Origin of the sequence: Bacteroides sp. 519, from assembly GCF_010500955.1 — a bacterium.
In the GTDB taxonomy this organism is placed as follows: Bacteria; Bacteroidota; Bacteroidia; order Bacteroidales; family Bacteroidaceae; genus Bacteroides.
The window spans coordinates 59,068-82,114 of sequence record NZ_QVMJ01000021.1; the positions used below are offsets into that span (position 1 = coordinate 59,068).

The window sequence follows — 23,047 nt, forward strand, 5'->3', positions numbered from 1 at the left end:
CAAGATGAGAAACGCAGATTAACGCAGATTTTCGCAGATTATGTTTTAATTATTAATCTGTGTCAATCTGCGTTAATCTGCGTTTTAAGATATTAATCAACTACCTCTTTTACAGCATTGTAAAGTAATTGCTCCGATTCGGAAGAAGAATCCGCATAGCCCTCTACCAGCCGACAAGCGGCAAAAGCATTTTCTTCGCTATGTTCCATAAACCGACGCATTGCAGTAAGGGCAGCATTGCGTACATGATATGAACCTGATAAAATGGCAGTAATGGTTTGATCAAGAAATTCGCCTGCCGCACGCTCGTCCATATCGCCTTTTTTCATTAATAAACGGGCAATGGTAAGGAAACCACATACCTGAATGTATTCGCGTTCGTCGGCAATCCACTGGAAAGATTTGGCTGGAGCATAAGGCAGGTGTTGGAAGAGGGTCATACTGGTAATCTCGGCTATTTCGATGTTTTGGATATCTTCAGCCCAGATATCTGCTATTTCGGGATAGAAAGTATCTACCGGTTGTAGCAAGCCTGCCAGTATTTTGCATTCGCGGATATTTTCTTTCCACAATGCTTGCGCCAGTTGATGATCTTTTTCATAACCGGCAGCTATTTCTTTAATGCGGGGAAGCTCAACTCCGAAATTCAATTTGTAGTTAAGCCCTTTTTCGCGCATGCTTTGAGACACAACTCCATTCATAAATAAGCGGAGTTGTGCCTTTATGTTTTTAATCTGTTCGTTCATATGAGTATGAGTTATGAGTTATGAGTTATGAGTATTGAGTTATGAGTATTGAGCTACAAAGTTAACAAATAAACCTGTAATTCATTACTCAATACTCATTACTCACAACTCATTACTCACAACTCATTACTCACAACTCAATACTCTTTGCTGTATCGTAACATCTGTTCGGTGTACCCTTCGGTATAGGTAACTTTTACATCGGTTATTTTTCCATCAGCATTGGTTACAGCTTCATATACCGGATTAACAAAACCTTTGTATGGAGATAGGTTTAATTTTTTGTATCGTTCAAGCACTTCATTGTGCAATGCCGGATCTACTTTCACTGCATATTGTTCTACAATATCACGAGCGGCTTCAAAATCTCCAGTCGACTTAATCTTCTGGATTATTCTCAATAAATCACCAAACAGGGTACGTAGTTTTTGGTAATCGTTAATAACCACATAAGTTTTATTGTTTTTCTTTACTAACTCAACAACTTTGTCGGCTGCACCTTTTTCGTATACCCAACGGGCAATTAGCTGACGGTTACGCATGTGCGATTCTTCAATATTGTTACCCGGCTCAATACGTACCAGTTGAGTCATTAAGCCATTCATCAAGTACGAATAATATTCTGATTTATAGGCATCCATATTTGGAGTTAATCCCAACTCAACCAACTTAGGATCGGCCACATAATATAAACCAAATAAATCGGCACGGGTTTCTTCAATGGTCGATCCATAAGCTCTCAAAGCATCTGGATCAACTCCGGGAAGTAGTTTCCCCGATCCATGTCCCAGACATTCGTGCAGGTCGGTATGCAGGTTTCCGGTAAGATCACCATATTTTTCCAGCAGTTCTTTTTCAGTATCGCTGTAAACAAACTCTTCGTTGAATCCGTTTCCGTGGGCGGCTTTATTGTAGGCATCGGTAATATTGCCAATGGTTACAGATTTAGAACCATGTACGCTTCTAATCCAGTTTGAGTTAGGAAGATTGATACCAATGGCTGTTGCCGGATAAAGATCGCCTGCCAAAATAGCAGCTGTAATAACTTTGGCCGAAACCCCTTTTACTTCTTCCTTTTTAAATTGCTTATCGGCCGGCGAGTGATCTTCGAACCATTGTGCATTATTGCTGATAAGTTCGGTGCGGCGGGTAGCTTCAAGATCTTTGAAGTTTACCAACGATTCCCAACTGGCTTTCATCCCCAACGGATCGCCATAACTTTCAATAAATCCGTTAACAAAATCAATTCTTGAGTCCAGGTCTTTTACCCATAGAATAGAGTAGTCATCAAATGTTTTAAGATCGCCTGTTTGATAAAACTCTATCAGTTTACTAATAACAGCTTTCTGGCTATTGTTTTCGGCCACGGTTTCGGCTTTCTGCAACCACGAAATAATCTTTTTAATAGTTGGCCCGTATAGTCCATCGGCTCTCCATACCTGCTCATATATTTTAGATCCTTCTTTTACCAAACGGCTGTTTAGTCCGTAAGATACCGGGGTGGCGTTTGTGGTATCTTTCATGGCTAAATAAAACTCTTCGGCTTCAGTTTGGGTTACCCCATCGTAATAATTACATGCCGAGGTTTTTACCAAATCTTCTCCATCTGCCTGGTTTACCCGTTTAGGCATTACGGTTGGGTCAAAAATCACCGGAAAAATAAGATCGCAAAACTGTTCAGTAGTTTGTCCTTCCAACAAGGGTAACTCCGATTGGTCGGCCTTTCGGATTTCTTCTCTTAAAAACTCTTCCGAGAAACCGGGAACAAATTTATCCATTCCGTAGTGATGATGAATGCCACTCGAAAACCATACACGTTTCAGATACGTGGTTAGTGCCACAAAGTCGGCATTGTTTTTATCACCTTTATAGTTAGTATATACGGTTTCCAGCAATTTTCTTATTGCCAGATTGTATTTGCCGTTTTGATCGAAAAGAATATCTCTTCCTTGTAATGCTGCCTCGGTAAGATAGTATATTAATTCTTTTTGTTGAAGAGTCAATTCTTCAAAGCCGGGTACTTTATAACGCAATATCTGTAAATCGGCAAACTGTTCTACAGTGTAGCTAAATTCATTATTCATTTCCTGAGTCTCTTTATTATTACAACCAATTAAGCCGGAAAACGCTGTTACTCCGGCTATTAATTTAACGAATAAATGCTTGTTCATGCTTTTTTGTTTTCGGGATGGAGTATAAAAAGAAAAAGGAAATACTATGAAATTCCTTTCGCAGTAGTTCCTTTTCACTGTCTCGAATTGTGCAATTCTTATTTCTTGCTTGCGTGTTTTTTACGATATCCGTTAGGAGTTTCGCCTACATTTTTGTAGAAAGCAGCATAGAAAGACTGGCGGTTGGCAAATCCAACCATTGCACTAATTTCTTCTACATTTTTATCAGCATATCTCTTATCTGTTAATAAATGCAGAGCATCCTTAACTCTGTATTCGTTTAACAGGCACGAGTAGTTCATTCCAAAACGTGAATTTACTACTGCCGATAAATAACGTGTGTTGGTTTTGAGCTCCTTTGCTAAATCTTTAGCAGAATAGTTGGGGTCTCTGTACTTCTTTTCAACAACTACAATGTTCAAGATTTTGTCGTACAATTCGTCTGCCAATTCTGGTCTGATTAAAGATCTGTAAGCAGCTTTTTTCTCCTTCTTCTCCCTTAAATTGTAAGGGCGTTTTTTTGGAGCATCCTGGTTTTTGTTTTCTAAATCACTCATTGAATAATTAACTGGTTAGTATAAAATAATACTCGTAAATACTCTGTTTCTTTTATGAATTATTTAATGATACAAACTTCGTGTATTTTTTTTTAATGTGCAACTTTTTGGTGTGTTTTTTTTCTTAACGATCGATAAAAAAAACTTTGAACAATGAACAAAACAATAATTGAAGCGTTTTATTGGGTTATTCCAAAAACATTGTTACATCTTGCAGGTGCTATTATCTTCCTCTTAAATGCCTTATAACAGGATAAACAGTTAAGACGAACGAGGTTAAAATAATCTTTTGAAGACTAATGTGTTAGGGGTAACTTCGCTTATTTTTATATCTATATTTTAGTTGAGCCGAAGCCTGTTTTAATAATAAGCGGGCATTTAATCGTACACACAGGTAAGGCAAATTTATCCTTTAGCTATTCGTTAACGACATTTCTGTAGTTGTTCGCTTAATTCTGATTTTGGAATACCTAAAGAAATTGCCCGTTCAAAATCTTGTTTCGCTAATTTCTTTTTGTTTTGATGAAGATATAATTCGCCACGGTAGATGTATGCATCGGGCGATTCGGGATTTATACGGATGGCTTCTTCTAAATCAATCAAAGCTACATCTAATAGTTCCATGTCTATTTCAATTCCGGCCTTCATCATATATAAGGTAGCATCTTGAGGAAATTCAATTAGCATTCTATTTAATATATCGAGTGCCTCGGTGTACTTTTTTTCTTTTTGATTGAGCGATACCAACCCCAATCTTCCTGAATAATGAAGAGGGGCTTCTTTTAATAAACGGTCGTAATCTAAACGGGCAGCATTAAAATCTCTGCGTGTAATGTAGATATAAGCACGCATAAGTAGGGCTTCGACATTTGTTTTTTCCAGGTCGAGCACCTGGCAGTAGTCAATGTATGCTTTGTTGTTTTTTCCCAACTCCATATTTACTGTAGCACGGTTTAGTAATATAGGTATGGTGAAGGGGGCAATATTTAAAGCATAAGTAAATGATTCTTCGGCAGCTTCGTATTTACCCATTCGCTGCTGAATGATTCCGATATTAGAAAAAAGCATTGCATTGTGCGGGTCGGTTGGCCGAAGCTTCATGGCTTCCCTAAATGCTTCTTCGGCTTGTAAAAGGCTATCTTTTTCCATTAAATCTATGCCGCGTTCCGATAGTTCCTGATAGGTTTGTGCAAAAACCGACAACGATAATGATGCAACTGCCAACAATGTAAATACCAGTTTTTTTATTGATTGCATGGTTTGTAAATATTATAATTGCGGCAAATATAGAAAAAATGCGTATTTAAACTAGCACAATGCCATTATATTTGTATTAATATAGAAGTTTTTTTGCATTTTATCTATCATTAATCATCTGTTACAGTAGTATAGAATGGAAGGAGTTATCGCTTCGCTAGGAGTTAAAGGAGTTAAAGTTTTAGATGCTCTGAAGTAATCCAAGCTATATAGAAGAGCAGTCCCGGTCTATATAGCATTGACCCCTCGGTCTATATAGAACAAGGATGCTCAGCTATATAGCTTGAGGATGCTCGTCTATATAGAAAGATATTTTACTTGCATTAGAACTTCTGTTGTTTTGCATCAAAACGATGATCGAACTGCATTAAAACTGTGCTTGTTTTGCATCATAATTGTGTTCGTTTTTGTATCTAAAAAGTGTTAAACACAACTCTGTAACAACAAAAATAACACCTGTTAACAAGTTTGATAATCCAACACAAAAAGCCACCATTCTATTTGATACATAGAGTATAAGCCTTGTTTTATATCTGCAAAAAAAGAAACAGATGGCAGAAAAAAGGGATAGCAACCCTATAACAAAAGAAGAGAAAAGAAGAGAAAAGAAAAGAAAACAGCAGAAGAAAAAGAAAAAGAAAAAGAAACTGCTGCTGCTGTTGAAAGTTGAGAGTTGAGAGTTGAGAGTTGAGAGTTACGATGCCGCATGGAACTCTCAACTCTCAACTCTCAACTCTCAACTATTTCAAAACTCTCAACTCTCAACTATTTCAAAACTCTTAACTCTGATTCATTTTTATGCAAAAAACATTCAAACTAATTGAGGAAATATTTCTCTATTTATCAATAAATCATTTACTTTGTGCTGATTTTTAGGAAATGATACACTATTGATTAAAACTAATTTATATTGTTATGAAGATTTCACACATTGAGCATTTGGGAATTGCGGTTAATAGCATTGAAGAGGCACTTCCTTATTACGAAAATGTATTAGGACTCAAATGCTACAACATCGAAACTGTTGAAGACCAGAAAGTGAAAACAGCCTTTCTTAAAGTAGGCGACACAAAGATTGAATTGCTAGAGCCAACTAGCCCTGAAAGCACAATCGCCAAGTATCTTGAAAACAAAGGTCCTGGTGTTCATCACATAGCATTTGCTGTTGCAGATGGTGTTGCCAATGCATTGGCCGAAGCAGAAGGAAATGGCATCCGCTTGATTGACAAAGCACCACGCAAAGGAGCTGAAGGACTGAATATTGCATTCCTGCATCCAAAGTCAACACAAGGAGTATTAACGGAGTTATGCGAACAATAATATGCTAATGTGCCAAATATGCCAATGTGCTAATTAATATAGCTAACAACCGTGCGCAGCTAATTGGCACATTGGCATATTAGTCGCATTATCAAATTAAAATATTATTAAATTCTTAAATATAAAACCAATGAGTAACCAACTTGAAAAAGTAAGAGAGCTTATTGAGCTACGTACTAAAGCACGTTTAGGTGGTGGCGAAAAAGCTATTGAAAAACAACACGCAAAAGGCAAATACACAGCACGCGAACGTATTGCTATGCTTTTGGACGAAGGTTCTTTTGAAGAACTGGATATGTTTGTTGAACACAGATGTACTAACTTCGGACAAGAAAAAAAACATTTCCTTGGTGATGGTGTAGTAACCGGATATGGTACCATCGAAGGAAGATTAGTGTATGTTTTTGCACAGGACTTCACCGTATTTGGTGGTTCACTGTCGGAAACCATGTCACTGAAAATATGTAAAGTAATGGACATGGCAATGAAGATGGGTGCCCCGGTTATTGGTATCAACGACTCGGGTGGTGCTCGTATTCAAGAAGGTATTAATGCCCTTGCAGGATATGCCGAAATATTCCAGCGCAATATCATGGCATCGGGTGTGGTTCCACAAATTTCGGGAATCTTTGGCCCATGTGCCGGTGGTGCTGTATATTCTCCTGCACTTACCGATTTCACTTTAATGACAGAAGGTACTTCATACATGTTCTTAACCGGTCCTAAGGTGGTAAAAACCGTAACCGGCGAAGATGTTACACAAGAAGAGTTAGGAGGCGCAAGCGTACACGCAACCAAATCGGGGGTTACTCATTTTACTGCAACTACCGAAGAAGAAGGTTTGCAAATGATACGTCGTTTGCTTAGTTTCCTTCCACAAAACAACCTGGAAGAAGCCCCAATTCTTAACTGTACCGACCCTATTGACCGCTTAGAAGATTCGTTAAACGACATCATTCCTGATAGCCCTAATAAGCCTTACGATATGTACGAAGTAATTGGTGCTATCGTTGATAACGGCGAATTTATGGAAGTACAACCCGATTATGCAAAGAACATTATCATTGGTTTTGCCCGTTTTAACGGACAATCGGTTGGTGTTGTTGCTAATCAGCCTAAATATCTTGCTGGTGTACTCGATAGCAATGCTTCGCGTAAAAGTGCACGTTTTGTACGTTTCTGCGATGCATTCAACATTCCTTTGGTTACCCTTGTTGACGTTCCGGGATTCTTACCAGGAACAGGACAGGAGTACAACGGTGTAATTCTTCATGGTGCTAAGCTGCTTTATGCTTATGGCGAAGCTACTGTTCCTAAAGTAACAGTTACCTTGCGTAAGTCGTATGGTGGTTCGCACATTGTAATGAGCTGTAAACAACTTCGTGGTGATATGAACTACGCATGGCCTACTTCCGAAATTGCAGTTATGGGTGGTGCAGGTGCTGTTGAGGTATTGTATGCACGCGAAGCCAAAGAAGCTGCCGATCCGGCTGCATTTATGGCTGAAAAAGAAGCTGAATACACTAAATTGTTTGCTAACCCTTACAATGCAGCTAAATACGGTTATATCGACGATGTTATTGAACCAAGAAATACTCGTTTCCGTATTATCCGCGCATTGCAACAACTGCAAACTAAAAAATTGTTGAACCCAGCTAAGAAGCACGGTAATATTCCATTGTAATAAAGTAATGAGCAATGAGTAATGGGTAATGAGTTTTTTCCCAAACTACATCACTTATTACTTAAAACTCAAAACTCAAAACTCAAAACTTTAAAAGTATGAATAAAAAAAGAATTGGAATATTTATTGCGTTGGTTGTAGCAGCTTTTATGGGTATTCAGGCCCAAGGTGCTAAGAGTCTCCGTATAAATGAAATCCTGGTAGTTAATGAAGAAAACTTTCAGGACGATTATGGGCTTCATAGTGCATGGGTTGAAATATTCAATACATCGTTTGCTTCTGTAAACATTGGTGGTTGTTACCTTACCGACGATTTAAATAATCCTACAAAATATTCTATTCCAAAGGGAGATGTGTTAACGCTGATCAAACCGCGTCAACATCTATTGTTCTGGGCCGATGCTAAACCATCAAGAGGAACTTTCCATCTTAATTTTAAATTAGATCCCAATAAGGCGAATACAATTGCCCTGTTCGACTCGAATGGTAAAGATTTGATTGACTCGGTTACTATTCCGGCCGGCCAAGTTGCCGATCAGTCGTGGGCACGAGTAGAAGATGGTAGTACCGAATGGGTACAAAAAGGAGGAAACAACAGTAGCTATGTTACTCCAAGTACCAATAATATGACTTTGGATAAGAACGATAAAATCGAAAAGTTCAAAGAACATGATGCTTCGGGTATCGGTATGGCATTAACTGCAATGAGTGTTGTGTTTTCCGGATTATTAATCTTATTCTTAGCATTCAAGTTTGTAGGTAATACTGCCGTTAAGATGGGTAAACGCAATGCAATGAAAGTGCATGGAATTACTGATAAAGCCGAAGCTAAAGAACAAAAATTTGGTCAACGTGCCGGCGAAGAGTTTGCAGCAATTTCTATGGCAATGCACGAATACTTTGAAGATGTACACGACTTTGAAGATATGATTATTACAATCAACAAAGTTAAGCGTACTTACTCGCCATGGAGTTCGAAGATTTACACATTGCGCGAAACACCTAGAAAATAATAAAATCGAGAATAAAGAATTGAGAAGTAAGAAGTTAAGAATAAAACGCTTGCTTACTACTTACTGATAAATTCTAAATTCTAAATTCTAATTTTAAGAACAATGAAAGAATATAAATATAAAATTAATGGCAACCCGTACAACGTGGTAATAAAAGAGGTTGAAGGTAATCTGGCCCATGTTGAAGTTAACGGTACTCCTTATAAAGTAGAACTGGAAACTCCGGCTCCTGTAGCAGCGAAGAAAATAACACGTCCTGCAGCACCTCCCAAAACACAAAGTGGTGCTCCGGTTGTTTCATCTGCACCCAAAGCAGCTAAGAAAGATGGAGTTAAATCACCATTGCCAGGTGTAATCCTTGATATCAAAGTTAAGGAAGGAGACGAAGTGAAAAAAGGACAAACTGTTATCATACTCGAAGCCATGAAGATGGAAAACAATATCAATGCGCATAGAGATGGTAAAGTAGCATCTATTAATGTAAAATCAGGAGATTCTGTATTGGAAGGTGCAGACCTCATAATCATTGAATAATTATGGGAGATTTCTTTTCTTTTTTAAGTAGTAACCTGGTTGATTTCTGGCAATTTACAGGATTCGCCAATGCTACATATCAACACCTCATAATGATTGTAGTCGGGCTGGTATTTATTTATCTGGCTGTGGCTAAGGAATTTGAGCCCATGCTGCTAATCCCCATCGGGTTTGGTATGCTTATTGGTAATATTCCGTTTAATCTGGATGCTGGGTTGAATGTAGGTATTTATGAAGAAGGCTCCGTACTTAACATTTTATATCAGGGGGTAACCTCTGGTTGGTATCCGCCACTCATATTTTTGGGCATTGGGGCAATGACCGACTTCTCGGCACTTATTTCCAATCCTAAATTAATGTTGATTGGTGCTGCTGCACAATTTGGTATATTCGGTGCTTATATTATAGCTTTATTATTGGGCTTTGAACCAAATCAGGCTGGTGCTATTGGTATTATTGGTGGTGCCGATGGTCCTACAGCGATCTTCTTATCATCTAAGCTTGCTCCTAACCTGATGGGTGCAATTGCAGTATCGGCTTATTCGTATATGGCTTTGGTACCTGTAATTCAACCTCCTATTATGCGTTGGCTAACAACCGATAAGGAAAGAGTTATCCGCATGAAACCTCCCCGTGTTGTTTCGCATACCGAGAAAGTAATATTCCCTATTATCGGTATGTTGCTTACTTGTTTCCTTGTACCTTCGGGTTTGCCATTGTTGGGTATGCTTTTCTTTGGTAACTTACTGAAAGAAAGTGGTGTTACACGTCGTTTGGCAAACACAGCAAGTGGTCCGTTGATTGATACTATCACCATCTTGTTAGGATTAACTGTGGGTGCTTCTACTCAGGCTTCTCAATTCCTTACCTTAGATTCAATCTTGATCTTTGGTCTTGGTGCAGTATCTTTCGTTATTGCTACAGCATCGGGAGTATTGTTTGTGAAGTTCTTCAATTTATTCCTGAAGAAAGATAATAAAATCAATCCGCTTATTGGTAATGCCGGGGTGTCTGCCGTACCCGACTCTGCTCGTATTTCGCAGGTTATCGGTTTGGAATATGATCCAACCAACTACTTGTTAATGCATGCTATGGGTCCTAACGTTGCAGGTGTAATCGGTTCGGCTGTTGCTGCCGGTATCTTGCTCGGATTCTTGATTTAAGATTTTATATCGCGACCTCCTAAGGTCAGAATGATTATAACGGCTGTTGTTAGAGATAACAATGGCCGTTTTTCTTTTTCGTTTGGTTAGAGGCTGAGTTGAACAAAAATAAAAACACAGAGTCACAGAAGCACGGAGCTTTTCCTTGTGCTGAACACAGAGGCTTCGCTTTTACTCAAAAATAGGCCAACGGCCTTATAGCTTCTAGCGTAGGTCAACGGCCTACGCAATGATGTTACATGAAAATGTGAGGCTGTAGGCCTCGAAGCGTATTTGTATGCAAGCTCCGAGGCTTACAGCCTCGCATTCCATGTGGTATCCTTCATCGTAGGCCGTTGGCCTACGCTAGAGGCTATTAGGCCGTTGGCCTATTTTGAGTTTTTGAGTATTGTACGACAAAAGCGAAGCCTCCGTGTTCAGCACAAGGAAAAGCTCCGTGTTTCTGTGTCTCCGTGTTTTTATTCAATTCCCCTCTGATTTGAACAAAATTGATGAAATATGAATAATACAGGCTAAAAGCATGTTACCTTTTTATCATTTCTTTCTCTTTATAGTAGAAGGCAGTTAGTAAGAGGCGATTTAAGTATTAGATATATTAATTATTAAACTTGTTTGTATTATGAAAAAAATTATTTCTTTAGTAACTCTCATTATTGCAGTTTGTATTACAGCATCGGCCAATGAACCGGCATTTACCGCAACTAAAACAGGCGTTGGTCCAATAAAATTAGGTCTTGCTTTTAATAAGATCCCTGCCTCTGTTGATAAACTCTATGACACAATTAAAAAAGAAGTTGAGGAAAACGAGATGGATGGCGATGTAACCTATGTGAAGTTTACTTTGGGTGATACCCATGTAATGAATGCTTATCTGGATCATAATAATAATATTATGTCCATTGAAGTTCTGGGTTCAAATATTAAATCGGCAGGAGGTATTGCTCCGGGCACTAAGCTAAGTGTTCTTTTTCAGAAAGGAGGAAAGGTTACAGTTTATAACGACGGAAGCTATGATATGGAACTTAACGGTTATAAATATGAGATCACCGGAATAACTGATGCCGGATTTAAAAAAGTACAAAATAGTTATATGACTGGCGCAGAAGCAAAACTAACTGCACGCGATTTTGGAAGCGATGCGGTTGTGGGTAGCTTTGTGATTTTCTAAAATAGACTATAGATTAATGATTTAAACACAGAGTCACAGAGCAATAATTCTGTTACTCTGTGTTTAACATATCACCCTTTCAACATATACCCTTTCTTCGGAATAGAAACAATGGATACCCCTGCATCCTTTGCCAGAGCTCTTCTTAAATATGTAATCTGCACATTTAAAGCAAGTGAGTTGGCATACGAATTATCACCCCATACAGCATCCAGAATTTGATTACGGGGAACTGCCGTATCAGGATTCTTTGCCAGTATCCGTAGTATTTCGGCTTGGCGTGAGGTTATCAACGTTTTATTATTGCCAGTACGTAGCTCGTTGGTATTGAAATCAAATACAGTATTACTGAATTTATATGTTTCTTCTTCTACGCTCTCCAAAGAATAGAGTTCGAACCTTTCGCTTATTCTTGCCAGTAGCTCTTCGGGATAAAAAGGTTTTGCCAGGTAATCATTGCCTTTCAAACTAAAACCTTTCAAGCGGTCGGACTTATCCGAACGGTCCGAAAGAAAGAATATAAGTGTGTGTTTATCTGTTTCGCGGATTTTTTGAGCTACTTCAAAACCATTAAGGCCGGGCATGTTTATGTCGAGTAAAACCAGATCGGGTTTCACTACCGGAAACTGTTCCAATGCTTTTTCACCATTACCGGTATAGGTAACATCGTAGCCTTCTTTCTCCAGAAACTTTTTCAGAATCATGGAGTATTTTAAATCATCGTCGGCAAATAATATTTTTAGTGGTGCTTTCATTGCGGTATGAATAATGTGATCGAAGTACCTTCGCCTATATGACTTTGCAAAGAAACACGTCCCTGGTGGGCTTCACTTATTAGTTTCACATAGCTTAACCCCAGTCCCAATCCCGGAATGTTATTATCGGGCAGGTTGCTACCCCGGTAAAACTTGGCAAAAACCCGGTCTTGCTCTACTACCGGAATACCGATTCCATTATCGGATACTGTTAGCCATAACTCATTCCCCTTTTTACGTGCTTTGATTTCTATATTCACTTTATCGCCCGAATACTTAATGGCATTTTCAATAAGATTGCTCAGTACGTTTGCCAGATGTATTGGGTCGGCATCAATCATGGGCGATTCCATATCGAAATATCTTGAAAACTCCACTTGTTTACCATTGGGGATATTTATGAGGCGGATTACTTTCTCTGTTAGTTCGTGCAGGTCAAAGTGTACAAGGGTTAGTGGAGTATCATCGCTATCGGCCCGTACCATATCTTTCAGTTTATTGAGGTAGGCCGAAAGATTATCGAGCTCAAACATGGAGTCTTGTATAACTTGTTCGGTAATGATTTCGTCGGACCGCATGTCTTTATCGCCCAAAAACGACACAAAGGTTTTAAGCGTTTGAACAGGACGTTTAAGTTCATGAATCATGGTGTTGACAAAGTTCTGCCTCAACTCGCCAATCTTTTTTTGTTTCAGGATGGTTTTAATCTGAAAAACAAGACAGCCAATAAGTATCAGGATAAGACTAAAGGCCAGAAACAATTGTACAGCCATCCGGGTAAACAGCGGTTCAACCGGAATGGCAGTTTCAACTATAATTCCTTCTTTTTGAAACGGACTATATGCATAGGCCACCTGTAATCCTGGATTGGTTATGTGCCCTGTTCTTGTCCAACTAATTCTGTATATAGAATCATTCTGTGGCCAATCTAGCATTGTAAAACTATGTCCGGGGATATGGGCTGTAAGCAGCGAGTCGAACCTTGCTTTGCTGAATGGGCTGAAATGGTTGGTTACAGCCATATCCATAAATAATTGTATACTGTCTTGCGGTAGATCTCTGTTGATTGAAAGTGATAATGCCTGGTCCTTATCATTAAAAGGTAATATTTCCTCACCAGAATAATCTAAGGAATCTATCCGTGAAAGAATATTGCTTAGCTGTTCTTTCTTTTGTGTTTTTGATAAAAGTGAGTCTTTATCGTAAATAAAAGCAAAAGCTATTTTCTTTAAGTCTTTGTGCGTCTCTTCATCGCCATAGCTTGTTCCTTCAAGGTTTGTATTTATAACATACGAATAGTTTGATTTTACTTTCTTTTTCCTTTCCATAAAATCATCATATCCTACCTTGTACATTTCTTGCGCAAGCTCTTCCGAATAGGCATCTAATACAAATTCATATTGATTGTATAACCAATATGCCTGTACCCCAATCAAAAGAAGCGCAGAAAGTAGGGACAGGACCCACACAACACGAATTCTCTTCTCCATTTACCAAAAATGTTTCCGGCAAATATATAAAGGACATGCAAACAATGCAACCTGTGGAGGTGTTTTTTATGTGCGAGTAATAAATTAGTAATAGTTAATATAAAAATTACCAATCGAATGCTTTGACTGTTTTATTGTTGAGTGCCAGTTCTTCAAGTTTCTTTTTATATTGAATACTTCCTTCGCTAATAATGCGTCCTGTTTCTTCTGCCTCGGTACCAAATATAACAACGGGAGTTTCCCAGTTCATTCCTGCATGTAAAGCACTGGCCTGATACGGGCGTAAAATCTCGTCAATGGTAAATTTATATTTACCGCCACTGCGGTATGCATTGCAATCGCTACCGGTTGTAACAACTATTTGCAAGCATTTACCCAGTACAACTGGTGTACGCGAAAGGGAATAGAATATTTCGTCCATCCACTTTTTAAGCATATATGGTGCCGACATCCAATATATCGGGAACTGAAATACCAGTACCTCCGAATCAAAAAGGATATCTGTCCATGTTTCAAGATCCATCATCTGAATTTGTTCTTCGTATAAATTGTAAACTGTAACAAACTCCAGATTCTTTACCGACTCCATTAATTCTTTATTAGCTTTCGACTCCGGCAAATTGGGGTGTGCTAAAATAACTGTAACTCTACCACGCTCTTTTGTCATAAGTTTTAATGTTCTATGTTAATATTTTAATTAGGATAACATAAAAGAAACAAAATATTAGCAAAAAGGTTGATTGAGTGATGAGTAATGAGTGATGAGTTTTGAGTGATGAGTAAACGATGCCGCATGGCAACTCAAAACTCAAAACTCATCACTCATTACTTTAAGCGTAATATTTCAGTAATATTTTTAGATGCTTCTCTGCGGTGGAGTTCGGGTTCATGGCAAGTGAATCTTCATGCAAATAATTTGCTGGATAAGAGGAGGTATGGATATACACAGTATTCTTCTTTGCAGAGTTATACTTCGTGGATAGATGTTCGGGGAAGGGAGTTTTTGGTTGAGGTGGGGTATCGGTTTTAAAATACTGTAGTGAATAACAAACTCCCAATGAAATCACTTCATCGGGAGTCTATAAAATAGTTACGTAATAAAATTATGACTAATTAATTCAATTCTGATACTGCAAAGGTAATGCTGTTTGAATATACCCGCAATACCTTAAAGTAGGTATTTTGCGCTACAACAACACAATACCAGCTTCAATAATTACTCCTTTATCATACGTTCTTGCTTTATTATAATACCGGCTTCCTCCATATCCCCCGGTGACAAATACGCCCAGTTGCTTTGATACTTTGTATTCCAGATTAATCCTTGCCTGCAAAGCATAGAGGCGAGCAGGAGTATGCTCGTTTTTCTTTTTGTTATTGAATAATTCAATATGCTGAAAGCCAAGGTCACCGCTTATATACAGTTTCTTATACAAAGGTAGTTCCAGCCCCGCCCGGTAGAAAGCCGATGCAGAGAACTTATCACTAAAATCCAGATAATAAGGACCTACACCTAATATGGTGTAAAGTAACTTATTCTTGAAACGGGCAGCAACATTCATCTTTGTTGCATTTCCGCCAAAAAACATCCATTGTACTTTGGTTTCGGGATTTGCATTTACCAATCCTAGCTGAAAGCCTTTAGTCTTTTGATTGTAGTAATTGAAGATTCCTACCTGAACCCCATTTAACTCTTCGGCCATATTAACAGAACCCAGTTGCAAACCAGAAGCTTTGTTGCCTGCAATGTTCATTCCACCGGAAATCTGAACACCAGCTGCATCTCTACCAGTGATATTTAATAATCCGGTAACCTGAACTCCACTCGTGCTGCCACCAACTACATTAGACAATCCGGAAACAGTTACTCCTTTGTTTCCTTCGCCAACAATATTTGCAAGACCAGCAATGTTTACACCCGCAAATTCATTTCCGGCAATATTTAATAAGCTACTAACCAGAGCGCCTTTTGAATTATCACCCGTAATATTAGCCAATCCTGCTGCAAGTAAACCTTTGCTTTCGTTCCCTGCAATGTTAATAAGGCCGGTTATGCCTATACCTACCATGCTATCGCCCGACACATTACTGATTCCCGAGATTTGTATTCCTTTCATTTCTCCTCCGGCAATATTGGCAATTCCGGATACCTGTATGCCCAGCGCACTGTCGCTAACAGTACTAGCCAGTATATTTATACTAACCCCCTGTAGCCTGTTGATGGCACTAAGTACCCCCAAGTTGAAATAAGTAGTTTGATCACTCTCTAATGGCTGGGTGCTGATGCCTTTCCACAACGATAAATTAATTCCGGCACTTTTATTTTGTCCCTGTAAGGAAATGGCAGCCAGTAAAACAGCTGCCATTATTAATAGTTTGAACCTAAAATTCATAATTCTTAATTTCATATTACAGAATGGAAGGAGTTAAAGGGAGTTATCAGGAGCTTTGCTCCTTAGGAGTTATAGCTTTAAGATACTTAAGAGCATTTAGAGCATCTAAAGCTTTAACTCCTTTAACTCCTAGCGAAGCGATAACTCCTTCCATTCTTAACTTCTTTATCCTTTGGCTTCCTGATACAAGAAACGTTTAATACTCTTTTTGGGTGTCTTTTCAAACTCTTCCGGATAAACTTTCATTTTGGCTATCTGGCTGTAAGCCGGAAGCGAGTTATTCAGTGTAATCCGGTTTTCTTCCATAACCCTTTCCATATCTTCGGCTTTTAATCCATTGGCAAATGCTTCATCAAAGTCGGGATATACCAGTCCAACCAGTTTACCGTTTTGCTGCACAATAATACTTTCCGATACATAAGGCAGGTTGTTAAGCTTGTCTTCTATCTCTTCCGGATAAATGTTTTGTCCGCTGGCACCTAACAACAGGTTTTTGCTTCTACCTTTTATGGTAACATTTCCTTCTGCATCCATTACGCCCAAGTCTCCGGTATGAAGCCATCCATCTTTTAAAACTTCTTTGGTAGCTTCCTCGTTCTTGTAATAACCAAGCATTACGTTATCGCCACGGCATACAATTTCGCCTACTACATTTTCGGGGTCGGGCGACAGTATTTTCACTTCCATTCTAGGCGTTCCCTTTCCGCACGAACCCATCTTAAACTTCTTCCAGTCTTCGTAACAGATAATTGGTCCGGTTTCGGTCATACCATAACCAACAGTATAAGGGAATTCAATCATTTTAAGGAAGTACTCTACATCCTGGTTGAAAGCAGCTCCACCCACTACAACCTCGTAGAAGTTTCCACCGAACGCATTGATAACCTGCTCGCGAACGGCTGATTTAATTTTATCGTTGATGATAGGTACTTTCAATAATATCTTCATTGCAGGAGTCTGCAACTTAGGAAGTACATTCTTCTTTATAATCTTTTCTATAATCAGAGGTACAGCAATAACCAGGTTGGGTTTAACCTCGGCAAAGGCTTGGAATATAATCTTCGGACTTGGGGTGCGGGTGAGGAAGTAAATGTGGCAACCTTTGGCAAACTCATATAGAAACTCAAAAGCCAACCCATACATGTGTGCCATTGGAAGCATGGAAATCAGTTTGTCGCCGGCTTTAAGGTTTAATACCTGATAAGCAAAAGCAACATTCGACCATAAACTGCGGTAAGGCAACATTACTCCTTTTGAATAGCTTGTAGTACCCGAAGTATAATTGATTACAGCTAGTTCTTCTCTTTCTTCCTCATGGTACTTAACATGTTCTTGCCGGAAGTTCTTAGGATATTTCTTCCCAAACATTTCATTCAGATGTTCGCGGGCATAATCAAGTTTCTTGCTACGCGATACCAGGATAGAGAAATCATCAATGGCAAGAATACCTTCGAGCAGGGGCATGTGACTTTCGTTCAGGTTCTCCCAAACCATATCGCCAACAAAAAGCAATTTAGCTTCAGAGTGGTTAACAATGTTATGAACATTGTCTGATTTAAACTCGTGTAGTATAGGAACTGCTACTGCTCCATAGGTAAGAGCTGCCAGGAAAACTACTCCCCAGTGCGAACTGTTACGTCCACAAAGTGCTATTTTATCTCCTTTCTTAACACCGCTCTCCTCAAAGATGATATGTATTTTCTCTATTTTTCGGGCTACATCTTTGTATTGTAAGGTAGCGCCGTTATAATCGGTCAAAGCATCCAGATCCCAATTATTCTTTATACTATTCTCAATATAAGCAATAAAAGTTTGTTCCATACCAATTGCACATTTGTTTCTAATTTGCGCAAATATATGTTTTTATCACTTCACTCCAAACATTTTAGCCAATAAAATACAAAAAAAGCACGAAAGCATGAAGGCGCGAAAGCATGAAGGCGCGAAAGCACGAAGGCGTGAAAGGGTACAAATCTAATAATCCGCACAGTATCCTTTCGCGCCTTCGCGCTTTTACACATTCTTAACCCTTAGCTATTCACCTTAAATCTCTTTCCAGTACCCTTGGCATGTTCCTCCGTAGTTCTCTTTGGAAAGTTCTGTAGTTCTCTTTGGGAAACTCCGTAGCTTTCTGTGGAAAACTCTGTAGTTCTCCGCAGAAAACGCTGTAGTTTTATAAAAATAAAATGCGGGAATGGCAGTAATTTCAAATCACTAACATTCCCGCATTATACCTGCATATCTTGCGTTATGCCAAAGATACGAAATTTCGGTGATATATGCAACTATGTATTAACATATAGAAACACTTGGATATGCATAAAAAAGATACCTTTGTATTTTCTACTAACTACTAACTGCTAATAAATGAGGCATTGTTTTCTTATCATAGTAATCCCTTTACTATTTATATCCTTTTTGGTTTCCTGTATTGGTACCGCTCCAACTAAGGAAGTGCAGTTAATCGATTCATTGAACAGACGGGCTTACAATTATCGTTATAAAGACCTTGAAAAAACTTTCGAGTCGGCATGGATTGCCTACGAAGAGGCTAATCTGTATACTACCGGCAAGGCAGAAGCATGTAATAACCTGGGTTTTTATGCCTTTATGCAAATGAACTTTGATAGGGCCGAACAATTTTTTCGCGAAGTATATAATCTAACGCAAAATGAACTTGAACTACTGATTGCTGATGTTGGATTGATGAAAATCTATCAGCGTACAGCCATGAATAAGGAGTTTTACGACTATCGTAATAATGCCATTCAACGCATAAAACGTATTGATGAAGATCGTAGTTTATTTATTGAAACCAATGAAAAGAAACGGTTAAACTTTGCACTGACAGAATTCTCTATTGTTTCGGCCATTTACTATTATTATCTGCAACAAGTGCCGGAAGCGCTTATGTCGATAAACGAAATTAAGCCCGATATAGAATTAGTTAATGATACCAGCCAGATATTGTATTATCACTATATAAAAGGATCGGCTTCGTTAACAGGCGAAAGCACCCCCGACGGCAGACGTTTGGCCGAGTTTGATGAACTGTTTAAAACCTGGCGACTCGCATCGCAGGGAGATTATCTTTATTTCGAAGGAAACGGTTTGCAGGGATTGGCTAATCTGATGATCTCGCCGGATAATCTTCGACTCTTTATGAACAGGCGGTCGCATGCGCTGTCTCAATTTGGGCTTCCGGTTGATTCATTGTTGCCTTTGGAACTGGCACGGAAAGCATTGGCTAAGTTTCAGCAATACAATGATATTTATCAGATTGCAGGGGCTTATGTGTCTATCGGCCGGTATTTAAACGAACGGGGATATCATCAGGAAGCGTTAGACACATTAGTAAAGTCTTTGGAATGTGTAAACACCCACCACAGAATGTATTATACAGATATACATAACAAACTGGATGGGTTAAAACCGTATGTAGAAAAAGATACCATATACACAGAAACCACTTGGATGGCTGGCGAAAAGTTTACGGTGAAAACAGTTCCGGAATGGATTTCCCGAATCCGCGAGCAGTTAAGCGTAGCTTATGCCGGGTTAGGAATGAAACCCCAATCGGATTATAACCGGGATATCTATTTGGAGATTCTTAAAATCACCCGGCAGAATAAAGAATTAGAAAGCAGGTTTTTGCTTTTGCAACAAGAGTCTCATCAACTCAACTTTCTGTTGCTTTTTGTACTTGTGGGGTTTATTCTGCTTATTATTCTCTTCTGGATATTTAATAAGCACTCGCAGAAACGCAACCGTGAACATACAGCCCGCTTAGAATTAACTCTGGATATTTGCCAGAAAGTAACTTCGTCTATCCCATCCGATGTAGAAGATGAGGAAGATATGGTGAATGAAATCTGTGCTTCTATCCTGCCCGACATGAATAAACTGCTGGGAGCTCAAAACGTATCTATTCGGTTGCCCGATGCCCCGATACCAGTTGCTGATGAGGCAAACAATGCAATATCATCATTTTCATTATATGTGCCTGATAAAGAAGAGCCTCTAGGAGTTTTTGTTATAGCTACAGATCGGGTGTTGTCGAAAGACGATCAGGCACTTGTAAATATAATCACTCCGTATATTGCATGGTCTATAGATAATGGTATGACCTTATTGTCGCTAGGCGATGAACGGGAAAGACTGGAAAAAGAAAAATATATATACGAACAGCACATTGCCCGAAGCAAGCGCGAGAATATTATAAAGAAAGCTTGTTTGGCCATTGTTAACGGCATTGTGCCGTACATTGACAGGATTATAAACGAAATCTATAAACTTAGGGAAAAAGGATTTATTCACAACAAGGAGGTTAAAACAGAAAAGTATCAGTATATAGATGAACTGGTTACCACCATAAACGAGTACAATGATATCCTTGCTTTGTGGATTAAGATGAAACAAGGTACATTGAGCCTCAATGTTGAGAACTTTGCTTTGGAAGAACTTTTTGACTTGGTGAAGAAAGGCAGGAAAACCTTTGAAATGAAACAGCAAAGTTTTACCATTCGGCCAACCGAAGCCATAATCAAAGCCGATAAAGCATTGACCCTTTTTATGATTAACACTTTGACCGAGAATGCCCGAAAATATACTCAGGAAGGCGGCGAAGTAAAAGTCTATGCTCATACTACCGAAGAGTATGTAGAAATATCTGTTGAAGACAACGGCAGAGGCTTATCGCCCGAAGATGTAGCTTTGATAAAAGATGAAAAGGTATACGACTCCCGAATGATAGGGATAAGCGATGAGAAGGCAGAAGATCTTAAAAAACTGAAAGGTAGTGGTTTCGGGTTGATGAATTGTAAAGGGATTATCGAAAAGTATAAGAAAACCAATAAACTGTTTCATGTTTGTTTGTTCAGTGTAGAAAGCAGGTTGGGCAAAGGCAGTCGTTTCTTTTTCCGGTTGCCATTGGGCGTGCGCAAGAATCTGATGTTGTGGCTGGGCATCTTTATGATGTTTGGGTTCTCTTCTTGTCACAAACAAAATCAACCAACCAAAATTCCGGCTTTAGATTCGCTCACTTTGGCCGAGAGCATTGAATACGATCGGTTATTGACTCAAGCTTCATTATACGCAGATACGGCATATTACTGTAATGTTATAGAAGAATACGAAATGGCTTTAACGTATATTGATTCTTCCATGACGTATTTAAATAAACACTATAAACAATACTCTTCAAAGCAATTGGCCTATATGTCTTTGAATGATAATGATATTCCGGCCGAATTAATTTGGTGGGACCAACCTTTCACCTCCGACTATAATCTCATTTCGGATATGCGGAATATAGCTGCGGTTTCTTTCTTATCATTGAAACAATGGGAGGCATATACCTATAATAACAAAGCACATACAGCGGTTTACAAATTGCTTCACGAAGATCAATCGTTGGAGGCTTTTTGTTTGGAATTAGAAAGATCAACCGGGAACAAAATAGTTGCTATCATATTATGTGCACTTTTGTTGATTGCTTATTTTATTGGATATTATGCTTTTTATATGCGTAAGCGATTACTGGAAAGATGGAACCTGGAACAGGTATTAGATATCAATAAGCAGATTTTTTCTTCTTCTATAATCCGTACCGAAGATTCGCTTGAGGCCTTACAGCGCGAAGAAAATGCACTGAAAGAAATTCCCTGGAAGATAGTAAAAGAAGGCTTTGAACCAATTAATGAGTTGATTGAAATAAATACATTGGGATTAGCTGTATATAATGAAGCCAAAAACAGATTGGAGTTTTCATCTAATCCGGATCTGGAAGATATTCCTCCAATAGTTCAGCACTGTTTCCACGATAAGGTTCATATATCAGAAGGTAAATTTCAGGCATTTCCATTGATTGTTGATGCCAGCGGAAAACATCAATGTGTAGGTGTGCTTTATCTGGAAAGACAGGAAGTGATTGAAAAAGAAACAGATCGGTTGTTGTTTGAGCTGATTGCGCGCTATGTAGCAACTGTTGTTTTTAATGCGGTTGTTAAACTGGCCATGCGCTACCGGGATATAGAATCTGCTTATGAAGATACTCACCGGGCCTCGTGGGAAGATAGCATGTTACATGTTCAGAATATGGTGTTGGATAACTGTTTGTCGACCATTAAGCACGAAACAATTTATTATCCCAACAAAATAAAACAGATCATCAACAAACTATCCGAAGAGGGTATCACCGAAGAAAAAGAGAAAGAATATATAGAAACCATTAACGAACTCATAGATTATTATAAGGGTATCTTTACCATATTGAGCTCGTGTGCTTCGCGTCAGTTAGAAGAGGTTACTTTCAGACGATCGACTATCAAAACAGATGATCTGTTGATGTATGCTACTAAATATTTCAAAAAGCAGTTGAAAGCAAAAAAGATAAATGTAACTTTGAATATTAATAGTGGGTTGAAGGATGTATCGGTGGTTGGTGATCTCAATCAGTTGTATTTTTTGTTTGAGAATCTTATTAACGAAGCATTGTCCTATCCATCAGATGGCGAATTGATTATCCATACATTGCTTGAAAATAACTTTGTGAAGTTTTTATTTACCGATACCCGGAGGAATAAAACCACAGAAGAACTGAATAACTTGTTTTATCCCGATCTGGCTCGTATGGCAGGTAACACTGGTGAGTTAAAAGAAACCGAATATCTTATCTGTAAACAAATTATTCGCGATCATGATGAATATGCAAGTAGAAGAGGATGTCGTATCAATGCAGAACCGGCTACTGATGGTGGCTTCACTGTTTATTTTACGATACCAAAAAGATAATATA

17 protein-coding genes are annotated in these 23,047 nt (G+C 38.7%); 8 read left to right on the top strand and 9 right to left on the bottom strand.

Annotation, left to right across the window (positions count from 1 at the left end; genetic code table 11):
* Positions 1–92 precede the first annotated feature (92 nt).
* The 4 genes from D0T85_RS15940 to D0T85_RS15955 all read right to left on the bottom strand — a co-directional run bounded on the left by D0T85_RS15940 (position 93) and on the right by D0T85_RS15955 (position 4,731).
* Complete coding sequence (locus tag D0T85_RS15940; RefSeq protein ID WP_163214522.1) at positions 93–746, bottom strand: DNA alkylation repair protein; 654 nt, start codon at positions 744–746, stop codon at positions 93–95.
* A gap of 137 nt (positions 747–883) precedes the next feature.
* Complete coding sequence (locus D0T85_RS15945) at positions 884–2,830, bottom strand: dihydrofolate reductase (protein WP_370459992.1); 1,947 nt, start codon at positions 2,828–2,830, stop codon at positions 884–886.
* Positions 2,831–3,015: 185 nt separating this feature from the next.
* A complete protein-coding gene (locus D0T85_RS15950) occupies positions 3,016–3,474 on the bottom strand; it encodes an AraC family transcriptional regulator (RefSeq protein ID WP_163214524.1) in 459 nt (152 codons plus the stop codon).
* A 423-nt stretch (positions 3,475–3,897) separates the two neighbouring features.
* Positions 3,898–4,731, bottom strand: a complete 834-nt coding sequence (locus D0T85_RS15955) for a lipopolysaccharide assembly protein LapB (RefSeq protein WP_163214525.1) — start codon at positions 4,729–4,731, stop codon at positions 3,898–3,900.
* 551 nt (positions 4,732–5,282) lie between these two features.
* On the opposite strand from D0T85_RS15955, the gene D0T85_RS23080 reads away from it, so the two are divergent.
* The 7 genes from D0T85_RS23080 (at position 5,283) to D0T85_RS15985 (ending at position 11,613) form a co-directional block, all read left to right on the top strand.
* Positions 5,283–5,408, top strand: coding sequence for a hypothetical protein (locus tag D0T85_RS23080; protein ID WP_255495707.1), 126 nt, complete (start codon positions 5,283–5,285; stop codon positions 5,406–5,408).
* 238 nt (positions 5,409–5,646) lie between these two features.
* Positions 5,647–6,051, top strand: a complete 405-nt coding sequence (gene mce, locus D0T85_RS15960; protein WP_163214526.1) for a methylmalonyl-CoA epimerase — start codon at positions 5,647–5,649, stop codon at positions 6,049–6,051.
* A 130-nt stretch (positions 6,052–6,181) separates the two neighbouring features.
* Positions 6,182–7,735: an acyl-CoA carboxylase subunit beta gene (locus tag D0T85_RS15965; RefSeq protein ID WP_163214527.1), complete on the top strand. Its 1,554-nt coding sequence runs from the start codon at positions 6,182–6,184 to the stop codon at positions 7,733–7,735.
* A 98-nt stretch (positions 7,736–7,833) separates the two neighbouring features.
* Positions 7,834–8,748 (top strand): OadG family transporter subunit, encoded by a 915-nt coding sequence (locus tag D0T85_RS15970; protein ID WP_163214528.1) that lies wholly within the window; start codon positions 7,834–7,836, stop codon positions 8,746–8,748.
* Positions 8,749–8,850: 102 nt separating this feature from the next.
* Positions 8,851–9,282: a biotin/lipoyl-containing protein gene (locus D0T85_RS15975; protein WP_163214529.1), complete on the top strand. Its 432-nt coding sequence runs from the start codon at positions 8,851–8,853 to the stop codon at positions 9,280–9,282.
* A gap of 2 nt (positions 9,283–9,284) precedes the next feature.
* Positions 9,285–10,445 (top strand): sodium ion-translocating decarboxylase subunit beta, encoded by a 1,161-nt coding sequence (locus tag D0T85_RS15980; RefSeq protein WP_163214530.1) that lies wholly within the window; start codon positions 9,285–9,287, stop codon positions 10,443–10,445.
* A gap of 619 nt (positions 10,446–11,064) precedes the next feature.
* Positions 11,065–11,613, top strand: a complete 549-nt coding sequence (locus tag D0T85_RS15985) for a hypothetical protein (protein ID WP_163214531.1) — start codon at positions 11,065–11,067, stop codon at positions 11,611–11,613.
* 71 nt (positions 11,614–11,684) lie between these two features.
* Here D0T85_RS15985 and D0T85_RS15990 read toward each other — a convergent pair whose 3' ends face one another.
* The 5 genes from D0T85_RS15990 to D0T85_RS16010 all read right to left on the bottom strand — a co-directional run bounded on the left by D0T85_RS15990 (position 11,685) and on the right by D0T85_RS16010 (position 18,072).
* Complete coding sequence (locus D0T85_RS15990; protein WP_163214532.1) at positions 11,685–12,368, bottom strand: response regulator transcription factor; 684 nt, start codon at positions 12,366–12,368, stop codon at positions 11,685–11,687.
* Positions 12,365–13,858: a sensor histidine kinase KdpD gene (locus D0T85_RS15995; protein WP_163214533.1), complete on the bottom strand. Its 1,494-nt coding sequence runs from the start codon at positions 13,856–13,858 to the stop codon at positions 12,365–12,367. The genes D0T85_RS15990 and D0T85_RS15995 overlap by 4 nt, the downstream gene beginning before the upstream one ends.
* A 106-nt stretch (positions 13,859–13,964) precedes the next feature.
* Positions 13,965–14,525, bottom strand: a complete 561-nt coding sequence (locus tag D0T85_RS16000) for an NAD(P)H-dependent oxidoreductase (protein WP_163214534.1) — start codon at positions 14,523–14,525, stop codon at positions 13,965–13,967.
* Positions 14,526–15,045: 520 nt separating this feature from the next.
* Positions 15,046–16,251 carry a hypothetical protein gene (locus tag D0T85_RS16005; RefSeq protein ID WP_370459989.1) on the bottom strand — a complete coding sequence of 402 codons (1,206 nt, stop codon included), beginning with the start codon at positions 16,249–16,251 and terminating at the stop codon, positions 15,046–15,048.
* Positions 16,252–16,416: 165 nt separating this feature from the next.
* Positions 16,417–18,072, bottom strand: a complete 1,656-nt coding sequence (locus tag D0T85_RS16010) for an AMP-binding protein (protein ID WP_163214536.1) — start codon at positions 18,070–18,072, stop codon at positions 16,417–16,419.
* 546 nt (positions 18,073–18,618) lie between these two features.
* On the opposite strand from D0T85_RS16010, the gene D0T85_RS16015 reads away from it, so the two are divergent.
* Positions 18,619–23,043: a DUF5112 domain-containing protein gene (locus D0T85_RS16015; protein ID WP_163214537.1), complete on the top strand. Its 4,425-nt coding sequence runs from the start codon at positions 18,619–18,621 to the stop codon at positions 23,041–23,043.
* The last annotated feature ends 4 nt before the right edge of the window (positions 23,044–23,047 follow it).